Annotated in this window: 13 protein-coding genes, 1 tRNA gene and 3 pseudogenes; 10 read left to right on the top strand and 7 right to left on the bottom strand. The window is 73.6% G+C overall.

Going from position 1 to position 17,466, the window contains the following annotated elements; all coding sequences use genetic code 11:
- Nucleotides 1-438: 438 nt before the first annotated feature.
- From U6N30_RS06320 to U6N30_RS06330, 3 genes are all read left to right on the top strand, one after another.
- Nucleotides 439-1,839: an FAD-binding protein gene (locus tag U6N30_RS06320; protein WP_324276595.1), complete on the top strand. Its 1,401-nt coding sequence runs from the start codon at nt 439-441 to the stop codon at nt 1,837-1,839.
- Nucleotides 1,836-2,180 carry a GMC oxidoreductase gene (locus U6N30_RS06325; RefSeq protein WP_324276596.1) on the top strand — a complete coding sequence of 115 codons (345 nt, stop codon included), beginning with the start codon at nt 1,836-1,838 and terminating at the stop codon, nt 2,178-2,180. Before U6N30_RS06320 ends, U6N30_RS06325 begins: the two co-directional genes overlap by 4 nt.
- Nucleotides 2,181-2,255: 75 nt before the next feature.
- Complete coding sequence (locus U6N30_RS06330; protein WP_324276597.1) at nt 2,256-3,584, top strand: methyl-accepting chemotaxis protein; 1,329 nt, start codon at nt 2,256-2,258, stop codon at nt 3,582-3,584.
- Between the two features lie 20 nt (nt 3,585-3,604).
- Here U6N30_RS06330 and cobC read toward each other — a convergent pair whose 3' ends face one another.
- The 3 genes and pseudogenes from cobC to U6N30_RS06345 all read right to left on the bottom strand — a co-directional run bounded on the left by cobC (nt 3,605) and on the right by U6N30_RS06345 (nt 7,588).
- Nucleotides 3,605-5,503, bottom strand: a complete 1,899-nt coding sequence (cobC, locus tag U6N30_RS06335; RefSeq protein WP_324276598.1) for an Rv2231c family histidinol phosphate aminotransferase CobC — start codon at nt 5,501-5,503, stop codon at nt 3,605-3,607.
- Between the two features lie 118 nt (nt 5,504-5,621).
- Nucleotides 5,622-6,434 (bottom strand): annotated as a pseudogene (locus tag U6N30_RS06340) (cobyric acid synthase); the annotation flags it as partial.
- The gene (locus tag U6N30_RS06345) at nt 6,374-7,588 is read right to left on the bottom strand and encodes an HNH endonuclease signature motif containing protein (protein ID WP_324276599.1); all 1,215 of its coding nucleotides are present in this window, start codon (nt 7,586-7,588) and stop codon (nt 6,374-6,376) included. The gene U6N30_RS06345 and the pseudogene U6N30_RS06340, both read right to left, overlap by 61 nt.
- A gap of 591 nt (nt 7,589-8,179) precedes the next feature.
- On the opposite strand from U6N30_RS06345, the gene U6N30_RS06350 reads away from it, so the two are divergent.
- Nucleotides 8,180-8,419 (top strand): dihydrofolate reductase family protein, encoded by a 240-nt coding sequence (locus U6N30_RS06350; RefSeq protein WP_324278185.1) that lies wholly within the window; start codon nt 8,180-8,182, stop codon nt 8,417-8,419.
- Between the two features lie 4 nt (nt 8,420-8,423).
- Here the strand turns inward: U6N30_RS06350 and U6N30_RS06355 are convergent, their stop codons facing one another.
- Nucleotides 8,424-8,870, bottom strand: coding sequence for a hypothetical protein (locus U6N30_RS06355; RefSeq protein WP_324276600.1), 447 nt, complete (start codon nt 8,868-8,870; stop codon nt 8,424-8,426).
- A gap of 44 nt (nt 8,871-8,914) precedes the next feature.
- Here U6N30_RS06355 and U6N30_RS06360 point away from each other — a divergent pair, with 44 nt between their 5' ends.
- Nucleotides 8,915-9,124: an FKBP-type peptidyl-prolyl cis-trans isomerase gene (locus U6N30_RS06360; RefSeq protein ID WP_324276601.1), complete on the top strand. Its 210-nt coding sequence runs from the start codon at nt 8,915-8,917 to the stop codon at nt 9,122-9,124.
- Nucleotides 9,125-9,233: 109 nt separating this feature from the next.
- On the opposite strand, the gene U6N30_RS06365 is transcribed toward U6N30_RS06360, so the two are convergent.
- Together U6N30_RS06365 and orn are read right to left on the bottom strand one after the other, a co-directional pair.
- A tRNA-His gene (locus U6N30_RS06365) sits at nt 9,234-9,309 on the bottom strand.
- A 228-nt stretch (nt 9,310-9,537) separates the two neighbouring features.
- Nucleotides 9,538-10,005: pseudogene (gene orn, locus U6N30_RS33475) on the bottom strand (oligoribonuclease); the annotation flags it as partial.
- 274 nt (nt 10,006-10,279) lie between these two features.
- Here orn and U6N30_RS06375 point away from each other — a divergent pair.
- Together U6N30_RS06375 and U6N30_RS06380 are read left to right on the top strand one after the other, a co-directional pair.
- Entirely contained in the window at nt 10,280-11,425 is a 1,146-nt protein-coding gene (locus U6N30_RS06375; protein WP_324276603.1) for a hypothetical protein, read from the top strand.
- A gap of 48 nt (nt 11,426-11,473) precedes the next feature.
- Nucleotides 11,474-13,267 (top strand): hypothetical protein, encoded by a 1,794-nt coding sequence (locus U6N30_RS06380; RefSeq protein WP_324276604.1) that lies wholly within the window; start codon nt 11,474-11,476, stop codon nt 13,265-13,267.
- A gap of 102 nt (nt 13,268-13,369) precedes the next feature.
- On the opposite strand, the gene U6N30_RS06385 is transcribed toward U6N30_RS06380, so the two are convergent.
- Nucleotides 13,370-13,987: an SACE_7040 family transcriptional regulator gene (locus U6N30_RS06385; protein WP_324276605.1), complete on the bottom strand. Its 618-nt coding sequence runs from the start codon at nt 13,985-13,987 to the stop codon at nt 13,370-13,372.
- A 102-nt stretch (nt 13,988-14,089) separates the two neighbouring features.
- Between U6N30_RS06385 and U6N30_RS06390 the strand changes: the two are divergent.
- The 3 genes and pseudogenes from U6N30_RS06390 to U6N30_RS06400 all read left to right on the top strand — a co-directional run bounded on the left by U6N30_RS06390 (nt 14,090) and on the right by U6N30_RS06400 (nt 17,464).
- Nucleotides 14,090-15,690 (top strand): annotated as a pseudogene (locus U6N30_RS06390) (carboxyl transferase domain-containing protein).
- A 5-nt stretch (nt 15,691-15,695) separates the two neighbouring features.
- Nucleotides 15,696-16,685 carry an acetyl-CoA carboxylase biotin carboxylase subunit gene (locus U6N30_RS06395; RefSeq protein WP_324276606.1) on the top strand — a complete coding sequence of 330 codons (990 nt, stop codon included), beginning with the start codon at nt 15,696-15,698 and terminating at the stop codon, nt 16,683-16,685.
- Nucleotides 16,682-17,464: a biotin carboxylase domain-containing protein gene (locus U6N30_RS06400; protein ID WP_324276607.1), complete on the top strand. Its 783-nt coding sequence runs from the start codon at nt 16,682-16,684 to the stop codon at nt 17,462-17,464. The genes U6N30_RS06395 and U6N30_RS06400 overlap by 4 nt, the downstream gene beginning before the upstream one ends.
- Nucleotides 17,465-17,466: the final 2 nt, after the last annotated feature.

A 17,466-nucleotide genomic window follows, 5' to 3' on the forward strand; every position in this document is an offset into this window, starting at 1 on the left:
CCCCGATGCGGATCACCGGCCGCGGTGGGCGCGACCTGCACGAGCAGTGGAAGGACGGCGCCAGCGCCTACCTGGGCACCGTCGTGCCGGAATTCCCCAACCTGTTCGTGCTCTACGGGCCGAACACGAACCTGGGCCACAACTCGATCATCGTGATGCTGGAGGCGCAGGTCGGGTGGGTCGTGCAGGGCGTCCGGGCCCTCGTCGCGGGCCGGACGCGGCTCCTGGAGATCCGCCGCGACGTCGCCGAGGCCTTCGACGCCTGGGTGCAGGAGCGGGTCGGGCACACGGTGTTCGCCGGCGGCTGCCGCAGCTGGTACCTCACCGAGAGCGGCCGCAACACGCAGAACTGGCCGGCGTCGACCCTCACCTTCCGGCGCCGGCTGCGGCGCCTTCGCCTCGAGGAGTTCGAGCCGGTTCCCGTCGCAGGAGGAACTCGTGCCTAGGTCCGAGCACACCGACGTCGTCGTCGTCGGCAGCGGGTTCGGCGGCAGCACCGCCGCCCTCCGGCTGACCGAGAAGGGCTACCGGGTCGCCGTGCTCGAGGCCGGCCGCCGGTTCACCGACGACGAGCTGCCGAGGACCTCCTGGGACCTGCGCCGCTACCTGTGGGCGCCGCAGCTCGGCTGCTACGGCGTCCAGCGCATCCACCTGCTGCCCGACGTCCTGGTCATGGCGGGGGCGGGGGTGGGCGGCGGCTCGCTGAACTACGCCAACACGCTCTACCAGCCCCCACCGGCGTTCTTCCAGGACCCGCAGTGGGCCGGCATCACCGACTGGCAGGCCGAGCTCGCGCCGTACTACGAGCAGGCATCGCGGATGCTCGGCGTCACGACCAACCCGACCGTCACCCCGGCCGACGAGATCTTCCGCGCGGTCGCGGAGGAGATGGGCGTCGGGCACACCGTCGTCTCCACGCCGGTCGGCGTCTTCTACGGCGAGCCGGGGGTGACCGTGCCCGACCCGTTCTTCGGCGGCGTCGGACCCGAGCGCACCGGCTGCACCGAGTGCGGTTCGTGCATGACCGGCTGCGCGGTGGGCGGCAAGAACACCCTGGTGAAGAACTACCTGTACCTGGCCGAGCGGGGCGGGGCGGTGGTGCACCCGATGACCACGGTGACCTCCGTCCGACCGCGCCCGGGCGGCGGGTACGAGGTGGAGGCGCGGCGTACCGGCGCCTGGCTGGGCAGGCGCACCGTGCGCCGGTGGACCTGCGACCGGGTCGTGCTGGCGGCGGGCACGTACGGCACCCAGCGGCTGCTGCACGCGATGAAGGACGGCGGCACGCTGCCCGAGCTCTCCCCGCGGCTGGGCCACCAGACCCGCACCAACTCCGAGGCCGTGCTCGCCGCGACCGGCCGCCGCGGCGGGCCGACCGACTACAGCCGGGGCGTGGCGATCACCTCGTCGTTCCACCTCGACGAGCACACCCACGTCGAGCCGGTGCGCTACGGCAAGGGCAGCAACGCCATCGGCCTGCTGCAGACCGTGCTCGTCGACGGCGGCGGTCGGCGGCCGCGCTGGCTGAAGGCGATCGGGGTGATCGCCCGGAACCCGGCGGCGTTCGCCCGCAGCCTGTCGGTGCGGGGCTGGTCGGAGCGGACCCTGATCGCGCTGGTGATGCAGACGCGGGACAACAGCATCGTGGTGTCCGGTCGGTCGGGGCGGTGGAATGGGCGAGTGTCCGCCCGGTTCGGCCGCCGGCTCACCAGCCGGCCGGGTCCGGGGAGCCGGTGCCCAGCTGGAGCCCCGGTGGCCACGAGGCGGTCCGGCGGATCGCGGCCAGGATCGGCGGCGATCCGGGTGGCGCGTTCACCGATCTGGCGAACATCCCGATGACCGCGCACTTCCTCGGCGGCTGCGCGATCGGCGCGACGGCGGAGGACGGCGTGATCGACCCCTACCACCGGGTGCACGGCTACCCGGGGCTGTCGGTGGTCGACGGCTCGGCGGTGTCGGCGAACCTCGGCGTCAACCCGTCGCTGACGATCACCGCCCAGGCGGAGCGGGCGACGGCGCTGTGGCCGAACAAGGGCGAGGTCGACCCGCGCCCGGCCCCGGGCGAGGCGTACCGCACGGTGGCGGCGGTGGTTCCGCGACGGCCCGTCGTCCCTGCGCACGCGCCGGGGGCTCTGCGCCTCCTGCCGCTCACCGTGGTGGACCGCACTGCCGGCCAATGAAAAGCGGCTTCAGGAAACGGGAGCGGTTACACCGGTTGTGCTCAACACATCGGGCGGCGTGCCGATAGCCACGGGGTGACCACCACTCCCGCCGAGCCGACGACGTCCCGGCCCACCGGCTTCTGGGCCACCATCCCGCGCGGAGCGCAGCTCGACGAGGCGAGTTTCCGGTCCCGCCACCGGATCATCGCGGGAGTCCTGGCCGTCCACCCGCCGGTCCTGTTCGCCATCGGCTACTGGCAGCACCACACCCACGGCCCCTGGCTCTGGGTCGAGCTCGGCGGGATCGTGGCCATGCTCGTGCTGGCCCACGTGCTGCGCAGCCAGGTGGCGCGCGCGAGCGCGGTGGGCGTCGGTCTCATGCTGTCGGCCGGAACGCTCGTGCACGTCAGCGGCGGCCTGACCGACATGCACATCTGGTTCTACGCACTGCTGGCGCTGGTCGCCCTGTACCAGTCCTGGGTGCCCTTCCTCCTGGCCGTGGCGTTCGTCGCCGTGCACCACGGCACCATGAGCCTCGTCATGCCGGAGATGGTCTACTCCACCCCGCTGGCGCTGGACCAGCCGTTGCCGTTCGCCCTGCTGCACGCGGTGTTCCTGCTGGCCGAGGCCACGTTCCTCGCCTACGGGTGGAAGTTCACCGAGGACGCGGACCGCGGCCGCCGCGCCGAGCAGAAGCGCGCCGAGTCGCAGGCGGCCGCCCAGGCCCAGGCCCAGGCCGAGCTCGCCGAGGAACGCGCCCATACCGCCGACGCCGCCGCCGCGGCCCTCGCCCAGCGCGAGCAGCGCGCCGCCCTGCTGGAGCAGCAGCTCGCCGTCCTGCTGGAGTCCGGCCAACGGCTGGACGAGAACGTCGGGACCGCCACGTCGGTGATGGCCGGCCTGCGCGAGGCAATCGCCGAGATCGCCGCGGCGGCCAGCCACGCGACGACGACGGCGAACGAGGCGAGCGCCGGCTCGCGCGAGAGCGCGCAGACGGTCGAGCGGCTCGCCGGGACGATGGCCGAGATCGACCAGATCGCGGGCAGCATCTCCACGATCGCCGACCAGACCAACCTGCTCGCCCTCAACGCCACGATCGAGTCCGCCCGTGCCGGTGAGGCCGGCAAGGGCTTCGCCGTCGTGGCCGGTGAGGTCAAGGACCTGGCGGGCGAGACGGCGAAGGCCACCGAGCGGATCCGGCGCGTCGTCGACGCGGTCCGGGGCGACGTCGAGGCGGCCGGGACGGCGCTGGGCAGCGTCCAGGAGGTCATCCAGGGCGTCGTCGAGGCCCAGACCACCATCGCGGCCGCCGTCGAGGAGCAGAGCGCGTCCACCGCGCAGGCTCAGGACGCGATCGTCGGCGCCTCCCGCGAGGCCACCCAGATGGCCACCGACCTGCGGCGGATCGTCGACGGCGTCTGACGTCCGGGAGCGCCGTCGGCTCAGCTGTGGGCCTCGGTGGCCGGCGGTGTCTCCAGGACCTCGGTGAGCGCGGCAGCGAACGCGCGGGCCACGGTGGGCTCCCGGACGGCCACCCGCAGATGGTCACCGGTCAGGCCGGGGAAGGTGTCCCCGCGGCGCACCGCCCAGCCGCGACGGCGCAGCTCCTGCCGGACCCGGATCCCGTCGGTCACGCGGAGGAGGACGAAGGACGAGCGGGGCGTCCCCACCACGACCACGGCGGCCGGCAGGGAGTCGAGCAGGGCCTGGCGCCAGGTGCCGAGGGCGCGGGCGGCGGCCTCGGCCTCGGCCCGTGCGGACGGGGTGGTGCAGGCGGCGAGCGCGGCGAGGGCCGGGGTGGAGACCGGCCAGTGCGGCTGCTGCGCGGCCAGGGCCCCGACCAGATCGGGCGGACCGAGCGCGTAGCCGACCCGCAGCCCGGCCAGTCCCCAGGTCTTGGTCAGGCTGCGCACGACGAGGAGACCCGGCAGACCGGCGAGCGAGGCCAGTGACTCCGGTTCACCGGGAACGGTGTCGGCGAACGCCTCGTCCACGACGACCACGCGGTCGGAGCGCAGCAGCTGCGCGAGGTCGGCCGCGGGATGCAGGACCGACGTCGGGTTCGTCGGGTTGCCGAGGACGACCAGGTCGGCGTCGTCGGGGACGGCGGCGGGGTCCAGCCGGTAACCGTCCTCCGGCGGCAGCAGCAGGCGCTCCACCGGGTGCCCGGCCGAACGCAGCGCCGCCTCCGGTTCGGTGAAGGACGGGTGGACGACGACCGCCCGCCGCGGGGCCAGCGCACGGGCGACGAGGGTGAACGTCTCCGCGGCTCCGGCGGTCAGCAGGACCTCGCCCTGGTCGCGGCCGTGGGCGGCGGCGACGGCGGCGCGGGCCGGGCCCGGATCGGGATAGCCGGAGCTCCGGTCGATGGCATCGTGCAGGAGGCCGAGCAGCCAGTGCGGCGGTGCGCCGGCCCGCACGTTCACCGCCAGGTCGACCAGCCCGGGCGCCAGCTCGGCGTCGCCGTGGTGCCGCAGATCGATGCCATCCGCGTGGGCGCCGCCGGAGCCGTCGTCACCCGCACCTGGCACGGGCTCCCCGGTCGCTGCGACCGGACCGCGCGGGGATCTCACCGGGTCTCCTCCACTGCGGTCGCGACTGGCGGGCAATGACACCACAGCCGGTCGCGGTGCCGGGTCAGCGGACGGCCGCCCCCGGGGGCAGCAGGGGAGGCCCGCCGGTGGACCCTTCTCGATCAGCCGCCACAGCGTGTCGGTGTCCGCGTGCTCGGCGATCACGTCGCCCAGCCGTTCCAGACGCGCATCCCGCAGGGCGGCGAAGTCGGTGCCGGGTGCGACGGCGAACCGACGGCCGGCGATGCCCGCGACCTCGGTGAGGAAGGCCCGGCGGAAACCGTCGTTCTCCAGGGCGCCGTGCCAGGTGGTGCCGAACACCGAGCCCCTGCGGGCGCCGTCGAGGAAGGGCTCGGCGCTCTCGTCGACGGTGACGACGCCGTGGTGGATCTCGTAGCCGCGCACCGGCTCCCCGAGCGCCTCGCCCACCGGGCGGCCGAGCGTCTTCTCCTGCGCGAACCGGACCTCGGCCGGCAGCAGGCCGAGCCCGTCGACGGTGCCGGCGCGCGACTCGACGTCGTCGGTGATGGTGCGCGCCAGCATCTGGTGACCGCCGCAGATGCCGAGCAGCGGCCGGCCCTCGGCGGCGTGGCGGCCGACGGCCGCGGCCATGCCGGTCTCCCGGAGCCAGGCGAGGTCGGCCACCGTCGCGCGGGTGCCGGGCAGCACGACGAGGTCGGCGTCGGCGAGCTCCTCGGGGCGGGTGGCGTACCGGACCAGGACGCCGGGCTCGGCGGCGAGGGCGTCGAGATCGGTGAAGTTCGACAACCGGGGAGCCGGGCGACCGCGACGCGGAGGACGTCCTCGCCGAGGGCCGGCCTCCGGACGTCGCCGCGGGGACGTTCAGCGAGTCCTCGACGTCGAGCTCCAGGCCGCCCAGCCACGGGAGCACGCCCAGCGTGGGCCGGCCGGTGAGCCGCTCCAGTGCGACCAGCCCGGGCTCCAGCAGGCGGACGTCGCCGCGGAACTTGTTCACGAGGAAGCCGGCCACCAGCCGCTGGTCGGCCGGTGGCATCAGCGCGACCGTGCCGTAGAGGGCGGGGAACACGCCTCCGCGGTCGATGTCGCCGACGACCAGCACCGGCAGGTCGGCCGCCGTGGCCAGGCCCATGTTGGCGATGTCGTCGGCGCGCAGGTTGATCTCGGTGGGGGAGCCGGCGCCCTCGCAGATGACGACGTCGAACCGGCGTCGCAGGTCCGCGAGGCAGTCGAGCACCTGCTCGTGCAGGGCGGCCTTCATCGGCCGGTAGGACAGCGCGGTGACGTCGCCGACCGGTCGTCCCATCAGGACGACCTGGCTCGAGTCGTCGCCGCCGGGCTTGAGCAGCACCGGGTTCATCGCCGCTTCGGGCTCGACGCGGGCGGCGGCGGCCTGCATGACCTGTGCCCGGCCGATCTCCGCGCCGTCGGCGGTGACCATGGAGTTGTTGCTCATGTTCTGTGCCTTGAAAGGGGCCACGGACACGCCCTGGCGCACCAGCCAGCGGCAAAGCCCGGCGGTCACGACCGACTTGCCGGCGTCCGACGTCGTCCCCGCCACGAGCAGCGCTCCACCCGAGACGAGGTTCGTCCCGCTGGTGCTCACGGCGCACATGATGCCGAGGGTCCTCGGAGGGCCGCCACCCGGATCCCACCGCCTCAGACGAGGAGTGGCGTGCCGACGAAGATCTCGGTGTCGTCGGGGCGCCAGGTGCGCCATCGCCCGTCGGGTTGTCGTTCGACCCGGAACCCGTGATGCACCTTGGTGTGGTGCCGTTCGCACAACAGGGCTGAGTTCTCGAGGCTGGTCTCGCCCTCGTCCAGGACCCACTCCTGAACATGGTGGACGTCGCACCAGTGCGTGGGCGCTTCGCAGCCGGCGAACACGCAGTGCCGGTCCCGGACCTCGACCGCCCGACGCAGACCCGGCGGGACGATCCGCTTGCTCCGGCCGTGATCGAGCACCTGCCCTTCGGGGCCCATGACGACCCGGCTGACGTTGCCGTCGCAGGCCAGCCAGCGGGCCCGGGCGGCGGAGATGGTGGCGCCGAAGCCCATGTCCGCCGCACCGGGCCCGGTCGCGGGGTCGGCCAGGTCCTCGATCCGGATCAGAGCGACGACGTGGGGCTTGACGGTGCGCAGGATCGGCGCCTGCCCGGAGGCGAGGGTGACGTCGGCCCACTGCACGAGCGCGTCCCCGAGCTGCTGGGGGCGGGTCCGCAGGTCACCGGCCGGGCGGGAAGCCTGCAGGAACGACTCCAGCACCGAGCACACTTTCTCCCCGCCGACGGCGTCGAGCTCGAAGCGGCCGGTGACGGTGCCGTCGTCGTGCCGGGCGATCCACACCGCCCGCTGCTCGGTGGGATCGGGTTCGGTGCCGTCGGGGTCCAGACAGGCCAGGAAGTGCTGCACGACTGTGCCGAGTGCGGCGTGGACCTGCGTCGAGGCGACCTCGGCCAGCGTCGCATCCACCTCGGCCAGATCCACGCCCTGCCCGACGGCCTCGGCCTGCACCTGCACGGCGGCGACCGGGGCGATCACGCTCACCTGCTCGGCGGTCACCGCGCCGGCGGCGAACGCCGCCGCGACCGCGGGCAGCTGCTCCAGCGCCCGCCCGTTGCCGACCAGCCGCCCCGCCTCTCGGGCCGAGAGCCGCAGGTGCCCGCGCAGCCACGACCGCATCGACACCAGCCCGTCGCGCTCGGGGGCCTGCATGGTCTCGGCCCGGCGCACCGTCGAGGTGAGCTCGGCGTCCACGGCGTTGCGCACCGCCACCAGCAGCGCCGTGCGGTCCAGCACCTGATCGGCGGACACCAGGCCCGCCAGCGGCTCGGCGTCCAGGGAGTCCAGCAGGGACTGCAGCAGCTCCCGCACGCCACCTCCCACTCGTTCGATCAGGTGTTCGAAGTCTAGCGCAGAGGAGGCCGCCCCGCACAGCGAATCCCCAGGTCAGGACCCTGTTCACAGAGTGGGCGGGCGCCCTTGACACCTCGCGCAGGTGCAGCGATGACTTCCGGGTCCGGGGATGGTCCAACTACCGTCGACCACCCAGGAGGAGTCCCGTGGAACAGCTGCTCAGAGTCCAGAACTTCACGGTCTCGCGCGACGGCTTCGGCGCCGGGGAAGGCCAGCGCCTGGAGCGTCCGTTCGGGCACGCCAACCCCGGGGAACTGATGGCCTGGGCCCTCGGCACGGCGAGCTTCCCCAACCGCGCCGATCCCGGGGGCAGCCGTGGTCTGGACGACTACTTCACGCGCGACTTCGCCCACAACATGGGCGCGGAGATAATGGGGCGGAACAAGTTCGGTCCGCAGCGCGGTCCGTGGCAGGACCACGAGTGGCAGGGCTGGTGGGGTGACGAGCCTCCGTTCCACACCCCGGTGTTCGTCATGACCCATCACGAGCGTCCCTCGTTCTCCCTCTCCGACACCACGTTCCACTTCGTCGGCGGGGGCCGCGACGGTCCTGGACCAGGCGAAGGAGGCAGCCCGGGGCAAGGACGTCCGGCTCGGTGGCGGGGCCACCGTCATCCGGCAGTTCCTCGACGCCGACCTCGTCGACACGCTGCACGTCGCGGTCGCGCCGGTGGAGCTCGGATCCGGGACGAGGCTGTGGGAGTCACCTGACGAGCTGCGCGACCGGTTCCACGTCGACGTCGTGCCCAGCGCGAGCGGCGTGACCCACCACCTGTTCTGGCGGAAGTGACCGCTCAGCCGATCCTGGTGCCCGCGATGGCGGCAGTGGTGCTGCGGCCTCCGGACGAGTACGTGCACTGACCGAGCGGCCCTGCCCGGCCGGACCCGGTGCCCGTGGTCCACTGGGAAGGAAGCACGGCGGGCAGCCCGTCGTCCCCGTCGTCCAGGAGATCCATGAACCGCCGCACCACCCCGCGCGTGCTCGCCGTCGCGACCGCCGTCGTCCTGACCCTCACCGCCTGCGGCGACGACGACGAGGACGAGAGCGGCAGCGGGACGGCGTCGCAGGCCTGCGAGACCCGGTCGGAGACGGCCGACGCCCCGGAGGAGATCTCCACGGACCTCTCCGAGAAGCCCGAGGTGCCGGCGTCGGATGCCCCACCGCCCTGTGGCCTCGTGATCAGCGACGTCGCGGTCGGCGACGGCGCCGAGGCCGTCGACGGCACGACGGTCGCGCTCAAGTACGTGGGCGCGTTCTACGAGACGGGGAGGAGTTCGACTCCTCGTGGAGCCGGGGGCGGACGACACGCTGCCGGTGGTCGTCGGGGCCGGACAGGTCATCCCCGGATTCGAGCAGGCGATCACCGGTATGCAGGTCGGCGGCCGGCGGATGGTCACCATCCCCAGCGACCTCGGCTACGGCCCTTCGGGTCAGGGCCCGATCCCCGGCGACGCCACCCTCGTCTTCGTCCTCGATCTGGTCGAGGTCGTCTGACGCGAGCACGGCACGAGAACTTGTCGAGCCGGGACGCCGGCTGGATCCGAGGCGAGTGCGCGAACGGCGCGAAGGCCCTGGTCGGAGAACCGACCAGGGCCTTCGTGCGTGGGGTGAGTGACGGGGCTCGAACCCGCGACACCCAGGATCACAACCTGGTGCTCTACCGACTGAGCTACACCCACCATCGGTTCCCCGGGCGCACGCGCCTGAGGGGAACCGGCGCAACGATACCGGAGGTGGTCAGGCTCCTGACGCGGCCGGGGAGGAGCGTCGTCCGCGGGGTTGGCGTCGCCGGCGGCGAGGACCTCGGCGAAGGTGCCGATGACCTCCTCGGCCGCGCCCTTCGCCTGGTCGCTGCTGGGGCCGGGTGCCGCCACGAACAGCGTCCGCCGGTAGTAGGCCAGCTCGCGGATCGACTCGATGATGTCGGCCAGGGCGCGGTGGGCGAGGCCCTTCGGCGGCTGGGCGAAGTAGACCCGGGGGAACCAGCGACGGGCCAGCTCCTTGATGGAGGAGACGTCGACCATCCGGTAGTGCAGGTGGTCGTCGAGCTCGGGCATGTCGCGGGCGAGGAAGCCGCGGTCGGTGCCGATCGAGTTGCCGCACAGCGGGGCGGTGCGCCGCTCGGGCACCCAGCGCTTGATGTAGGCCAGCACCTGCTGCTCGGCCTCGGCCACCGTGAGCGTCGAGGCCCGGACGGCGTCGGTGAGCCCGGACTTCCGGTGCATCTCGACCACGACCTCGTTCATGCCGTCGAGGTCGGCGTCGTCCGCCGCGATGATCAGGTCCAGCCCGGGGTCGAGCACGTTGAGCTCGGAATCGGTCACCACCACGGCGACCTCGATGAGCTTGTCCTTGACGATGTCGAGCCCGGTCATCTCGCAGTCGATCCAGACCAGGTGTCCTGCGCTCTCTGCCACGTCGCCCGACAGTACGCATCGTGCGCACCGCCCGCCCCGCCTGTCCGGGCACTAGCGCACGCGTCGCGACTGCGCCAGTCGGAGGCTCGGAATCGGTGAGCCGCGCCGCTAGGGTCGGGTGACGTCCACCGAGTGCGAGGAAGTTTCCGTGCCCTCTCCTGCAGCACCCGCCCCCGTCCGGCCGGCGGTCCCGCCGGCCCCGGGAACCCTGCGCGCCGGGATCGCCCACCCGTTGGCGACCCTCCGCTGGCTCTGGCTGGCCTACATGACCCCAGGGCACCCGGGGCGGTTCACGAACCAGACCGAGCTGCGCTGGATCTACACCGCCTGGCTGGGCGCGTTCCTGCTCAAGATGCTCGGCTCGACGTGGGACGTCTCCTGGCACTTCCGGTGGCTGCGCGACGACCTGGCGCCCCCGCACCTGCTGAACTCCGCGGGCACGGTCGTCGTGGTGGCCCTGGTCGTGTTCCACAGCTACAGCGGCTACGGCGTCGACCGCCGGGCGCTGCGACTCATGCAGTGGGGGATCGGCGCCTTCCTGATCGCCGTCCCGATCGACATCCTCAACCACCGCATCAACGGCCTGGACATCACCAGCTGGAGTCCGAGCCACGCGCTGCTCTACATCGGCACGGCCATCATGCTGGCCGGCGCGATCCGCGGGTGGTGGCTCTGCGCTGCCCCCGGCCGGATCCGCGACCTCGTCTCCCTGGGCCTGTGGCTGTTCTTCGTCGAGAACGTGCTCTTCCCCAACCAGCACCAGGAGTACGGGGTGCTGTCGCTGGAGGCCTACGACGCCGGGCGGACGACGGCCGAGCCCTCGCTCCTGGACTTCGCGGCCTCGCAGGGACAGTCGCCGGCGATGTTCATGCTGCCCGTGCCCTCGTGGGTGCACCCGGCGTGGCTGATCTGCGCCGGGCTGCTGTCCCTCGTGCTGGCCCGCAAGGTCACCGGCCTGCGCTGGACGGCGACGATCATCGCCGCGACCTACCTCGCCTACCGCGCGGTCTGCTGGCTCGCGCTGGTCGCCGGTGACTTCCGCCCTCCGTGCTGCCGTTCGTGCTGCTGGTGGGGGCGGTGCTGGTCGACCTCGCCGTCACCCACCGCGTGCCCGGGTGGCTCGCCGGGCCGCTCGTCGTCGGCGCCGTGTACGTCGTCGCCGTCGGGCAGGACGCCCTCGGCATGCTGCCGCCCTGGAACTGGTGGTCGGTGCTGCCCGTCGCGGCCGGCTTCGCGCTGCTCTGGGCCTGCGTCGACCTGCTGGAGCGCAGCCGGTGGCTCGCCCGGTGGCAGACCGCTCAGCAGGCCGTCACCGACGAGGAGTCCGTCCGCGTCTGACCCGGTCCGGCGCGGGCGCACGCTCCGTTCACCGCGATGACGTAGCGTCGAGGGCAGCTGCCGACGTCAGGTCGATCGCCCACGGGCAGTGCGCGCCGGGGGCGCCCTGCCGACGACCGACGGCGTCCGATGCGCACCGACGCCCGCCCGACCGACCGCCCCGGAGGACACCCGACGTGCTGGCCCTGACCCCGGCGCCGCTGCAGACCGCGGGGGAGAGGCGCTCTTCGGCGAGCTGACCCGCTGGGACACCGGTGCCTCGGTCCGGGCCGCCGTGATCGCCAGCATCCCGCTGATCGACGGCCCGCTCGGCCGGCGGATCTCCGACGCGATCCTCTTCGTGCCCGAGGGCATCGCGGTCATCCGCATCGCCGAGGTGCTGCGGCAGTCCGGCGTCGTCAAGGCCGTTCCCGAGGGCGCGTGGACCATCGCGCCGGAGTCCGGTCCCGGCCAGGCCCTGCAGCTCTCCGGTGGCGGGTCCACGCCGCTGGACGGGCTGATGCGCGCCGGCATGGACGTCGCGATGAAGCTGCGCCGTGCGGGTCTGGAACCGGGCCGGATCGCACGGCTGACGGTGCTCGTCGGTGACGTGACCGGCCTGATCCCCGGGGACGGCGACCTCGGGGAGGGTGACCTGGTGGCCCGGCTGGAGCCCCGGTCGCTGCTCCTGGGGATCGCCCGGTCCAGCCGGTACGCCGGTGTCGACAACCCACGGCTCTGGACGACGGCCGACGTGCGGGCCGCTCTCGAGGCGCTCGAGCTCTCCGGTCGCGGGCCGACGGTCGAGGAGCTGAACGGCGAGGGATTCCCGTACTCGCCCTACGTGCTCCGCCGCCCCGAGCTGCTCACCCCCGCTGCGCTCGGCGCCCAGCCGTCGCCCGTCGTCACCCGGACGTCGGCTCCCGACACCGACGAGGCGGCCCCCGCCCGCGAGCAACCCAGCCCGGAGTCCATCGCCGCGGCGGTCGCCGCCTCGGCGGCGGCCGGGCACGCTGCCGCGGCGGAGGAGTCCGCCGCGTCGGCGAAGTCCCGCGACACGGTGGCCATCGACGAGCCGGCCGCCCCGCCGGACGACGGCGGAGGCATCGGCGGGCTCTTCGCCGACGCCGAGCCGGACCGCCACCCGGTGGGAACGGTCGTCCCGCCCAGGACCCCGCGCCCCCGGCCACGTCGGTGTTCCAGCAGCCGCCGCCGGCCGCGCCACCGTCGATGCCGCCGCTCTACTGGAGCCAGGCCCAGCAGGCCGAGGAGCCCACCCGCGCCACGGGCCGCACGGCACTGCTGGCGCTGGTCGGGGTGCTCCTCCTCGCCGTCCTCGGCGTGGGGGCTGGCTGCTGCTGCGGGACCAGGACGCCGGCGCCGGCGGCGCCGATGCCGGCGCGACGGCTGTCGAGACCCCGGTCGCCGGTCCGGTCGCCGGCGACGTCCAGGTGGTGTCGGGCACCGAGTATCGCGTGGAAGCGGTGCAGGTGGACGAGAGCTGCGCCGGGCACGCTTACGGCGACACCGCCGGTTTCTTCGCCGGGCTGGACTGCACGGGACTGTCGCGGGCCCTGTACTCCACGCAGGCGGGTGGAGCGGCGGTCGTCGTCGCGGTCGCACGGGTGCAGATGCCCGACACCGGCGCGGCCCGGCAGCTGCAGGCGCTGACCGACACGAATGGCAGCGGCAACGTCAACGACCTGCTCCGCGAGGGGTCCGCTACCCCGGCAGCCCGGCGGAGCTCTCGGGCGCCCAGTACGCCAGCGCCGTGTCCGGCCCGACGGTCACGATCGTGGAGACCGCGTGGGTCGACGAGGACGCCGCCGGTGCTGCCGCCGAGATCGACGCGATCGCCGACGCCGCCCTCTCGCTCCCGGTCCCGCCGCTCCCCGCCGGTTAGGCCCAGACGAGCGCGACCGTGGGCGCTGAGGCGCAGTTCCAGGGTCCGGAACTGCGCATCACCGCCCACCGTCGAAGGTCGGTGCCCCTCGGCGCCGGCCGTTCAGGCGGTGGCGGCGGCCCAGGCCATGTCGCTGAGCAGCGCCCCCATCGCCGAACGGCTCAGCCGGCCGGCGCTGTGCGGGGTGGAGTTGATCAGCCCGAAGATGGCGTGCGCCCGTGCGCGGCACGCGGCCGCGTCGGCAGCCGGGTGCAGGCGCGCCAGCACCGCCACCCAGACCTCCACGTACCGGCGCTGCAGCCGCCGGACCTGGGCGGCGTCGGCCTCGGCGAGCGTGCCGAGGTCGCGGTCCTGCACCGTGATCAGCGCCGGGTTGCCCAGCGCGAAGTCCACCTGGAAGGCGATCAGGGCGCGGAGCTGACCCGTCACGTCGTCCCCGGTTCCGGCCACGACCTCGCTGCCGCCGGCCAGCAGCCGCTCGCTGATGCGCAGCAGCATCTCGGCCAGCATCGCGTCCTTGCTCGCGAAGTGCCGGTAGATCGCCGGTCCGGTGACGCCCACCGCGGCGCCGACGTCGTCCACGCCCACGGCGCGCGAACCGCGTTCGGCGAACAGTTGCGCCGCGGCCTGCAGGATCTGCTCGCGACGCGAGGGGCGCTCGGCGTCGGCGTGCAGCGCCGTGTCGCGGGTCGCGCCGCGGTCCACGCGCGTCGAGGTCACGGGGCCGATGCTACGTCCGCCGTGAACGATGGTTAACCCGGCGGGGCTGCGAGGTGGACCATTGGAGTGAACGACGGTTAACCTCAGGCGGTGGATGCGCCCGTGCTCTCCCCAGTCGTCGCGGCGGACGCGGAGAGCGCCGCCCGCAACGCCGCCGCGCACGCCCCGCTCGTCGCCGACCTCGCCGCCCAGCTCGACCGGGCAGCCCTCGGCGGTGGAGAGCGGGCCCGCCATCGGCACGTCGATCGCGGCAAGCTGCTGCCCCGCGAACGCGTCGACGCGCTGCTCGACCCGGGCAGCCCGTTCCTCGAGCTCTCGCCGCTGGCCGCCCACGGTCTGTACGACGGCGAGGCGCCGGCGGCCGGGATCATCACCGGCATCGGCCGGATCGCCGGCCGGGAGTGCGTCGTGGTCGCCAACGACGCCACCGTCAAGGGCGGCACCTACTACCCGATGACGGTGAAGAAGCACCTGCGCGCGCAGGAGGTGGCGCTGCACAACCGGCTGCCCTGCGTCTACCTGGTCGACTCCGGCGGGGCCTTCCTGCCGATGCAGGACGACGTCTTCCCCGACCGCGAGCACTTCGGCCGGATCTTCTACAACCAGGCAAACCTCTCCAAGGCCGGCGTCGCGCAGATCGCCGCCGTCCTCGGGTCGTGCACCGCCGGCGGCGCCTACGTCCCGGCGATGAGCGACGAGGCGGTGATCGTCCGCGAGCAGGGCACGATCTTCCTGGGCGGGCCGCCGCTGGTGAAGGCCGCGACCGGCGAGGTCGTCACCGCCGAGGAGCTGGGCGGGGGCGACCTGCACAGCCGGGTCAGCGGCGTCACCGACCACCTGGCCGACGACGACGCGCACGCCCTGCAGCTGGTCCGGCAGATCGTCGGCACCCTGGGCCCCCGCGAGCCCCGCCCGTGGGACGTCGAACCGGTCGAGGAGCCGCTGCACGCGCCCGAGTCGGTCTACGAGGTGGTGCCGCCGGACCCGCGCACCCCTACGACGTCCGCGACGTGATCGCCCGGTTGGTCGACGGCTCCCGGTTCGCCGAGTTCAAGCCGCTCTACGGGTCGACGCTGGTGACCGGGTTCGCGCGGCTGCACGGGCACCCGGTCGGGATCATCGCCAACAACGGCGTCCTGTTCGCCGAGTCGGCGCTCAAGGGCGCGCACTTCATCGAGCTGTGCGACCGCCGGAAGATCCCGCTGCTGTTCCTGCAGAACATCTCCGGCTTCATGGTCGGCCGCGACTACGAGGCCGGCGGCATCGCCAAGCACGGCGCCAAGATGGTCACTGCCGTGGCCTGCGCCCGGGTACCGAAGCTCACCGTGGTCATCGGCGGCTCGTTCGGGGCCGGCAACTACTCGATGTGCGGCCGGGCGTACTCGCCCCGCTTCCTCTTCACCTGGCCCAACGCCCGCATCTCGGTGATGGGCGGTGAGCAGGCCGCCTCGGTGCTCGCCCAGGTCCGGCGCGACGGCCTGGAGGCCCGTGGCGAGGAGTGGCCGGCCGCGGAGGAGGAGGCGTTCAAGGCGCCGATCCGCGAGCAGTACGAGGCGCAGGGGCACCCGTACTACGCCACCGCCCGGCTCTGGGACGACGGCGTGATCGACCCCGCACAGACCCGCACCGTCCTGGGCCTCGCCCTCTCCGCCTGCGCCAACGCGCCGTTGGAGGACGTCGGCTACGGCGTCTTCCGGATGTGAGCCCGATGTTCGAGACAGTCCTGGTGGCCAACCGCGGCGAGATCGCCGTCCGCGTCATCCGCACCCTCCGGGAGATGGGGATCCGGTCGGTCGCCGTGCACAGCGACGCCGACGCCGGCGCGCTGCACACCCGCCTGGCCGACGTCGCCGTCCCGATCGGCCCCGCGTCCGCGGCGCAGAGCTACCTGTCGATCGAGCGGGTGCTCGAGGCCGCGCAGCGCACCGGCGCCCAGGCCATCCACCCCGGGTACGGCTTCCTGTCGGAGAACGTCGAGTTCGCCCGCGCCTGCGAAAAGGCGGGCATCGTGTTCATCGGACCGCCGGTCGCCGCCATCGAGGCGATGGGCGACAAGATCCGCGCCAAGCAGACCGTGATGGCCGCCGGCGTCCCCGTCGTCCCCGGCCGGACCGAGCCCGGCATGAGCGACGAGCAGGTCACCGACGCTGCGGTCGCGGTCGGCTTCCCGGTGCTGCTCAAGCCCAGCGCCGGCGGCGGCGGCAAGGGCATGCGGGTGGTCCGGAGCACGGAGGAACTGGCCGACGCGATCGCCGGCGCCCGGCGGGAAGCGCGGAGCTCCTTCGGCGACGACACGCTGCTGGTCGAGCGCTACGTCGGCAACTCCCGGCACATCGAGGTGCAGGTCCTCGGCGACACGCACGGCACCGTCATCCACCTCGGTGAGCGCGAGTGCAGCCTGCAGCGCCGGCACCAGAAGGTGATCGAGGAGGCGCCGTCGCCCCTGCTGGACACCTCCATGCGGGCGTCCATGGGCCGCGCCGCCGTCGAGGCGGCGAAGGCCGTCGGGTACACCGGGGCGGGCACGGTGGAGTTCATCGTCGACGCCGACCGGCCGCGCGACTTCTTCTTCCTGGAGATGAACACCCGGCTGCAGGTGGAGCATCCGGTCACCGAGTGCATCACCGGAATGGACCTGGTCGAGCAGCAGATCCGCGTCGCGGCGGGGAGCGGCTGCCGATCGACCAGAGCGACGTGACGCTCGACGGGCACGCGATCGAGGCCCGGCTCTACGCCGAGGACCCGTCGCGCGGCTTCCTCCCGCAGGCGGGCACCGTGCTCGGACTGGTCGAACCGGCCGGTCCCGGTATCCGCGTCGACAGCTCCCTGGCCGTGGGCACCGTCGTCGGCTCCGACTACGACCCGATGCTGGCCAAGGTCATCGCGTGGGCGCCCACCCGGGAGACCGCCCGCGCGCGCCTGGTCGGGGCGCTCGGGCACACCGCCGTTCTCGGGGTGACGACGAACGCCGCCTTCCTGCGGCAGCTGCTGAACGATCCCGACGTCGTCGCCGGGAGACTCGACACCGGCCTGATCGAGCGCCGGGGCGACGACCTCACGCTGCCCGAGCCCCCGCCGCCGCACGTCTACGCCGCCGCGGCGCTGGCGCTGCTGATCGAGAGCGAGCCCGCCGGACCCGTCGTCGATCGGTGGGACGTGCCGGACGGCTGGCGGCTGGGCGAACCGGCGTGGACGGTGCGCCGGCTCCAGGTCGCCGGCGGCGATCCCGTGGAGGTGCGGCTGCGCGGCCGGTCCTCGGCCGCCGAGGTCCGGGTCGGGGACGGCGAGCCGGTGGCCGCGCGGGCCTTCCGGGACGGCGGCCGGCTGACCGTGACCCTCGACGGGCTCACCGCGTCCTACACCGTCGTCCACGCGGACGGGACGGTGTGGCTGGCCGCGGACGGCCGGGTGGCGGCACTGCGCGAGCAGGAGCGGCTGACGGCGCACGCGGAGGGGCCGGCGCCGACGGCGCGGTGACG

The sequence above is a fragment of the Blastococcus brunescens genome (genome assembly GCF_035320885.1).
GTDB lineage: Bacteria > Actinomycetota > Actinomycetes > Mycobacteriales > Geodermatophilaceae > Blastococcus_B > Blastococcus_B brunescens.

Excerpts from the sequence above, each read along its gene's own strand:
- U6N30_RS06325 (WP_324276596.1), top strand. The coding sequence starts at position 1,836 with ATGACCGCGCACTTCCTCGGCGGCTGCGCGATCGGCGCGACGGCGGAG.
- U6N30_RS06395 (WP_324276606.1), top strand. The coding sequence starts at position 15,696 with ATGTTCGAGACAGTCCTGGTGGCCAACCGCGGCGAGATCGCCGTCCGC.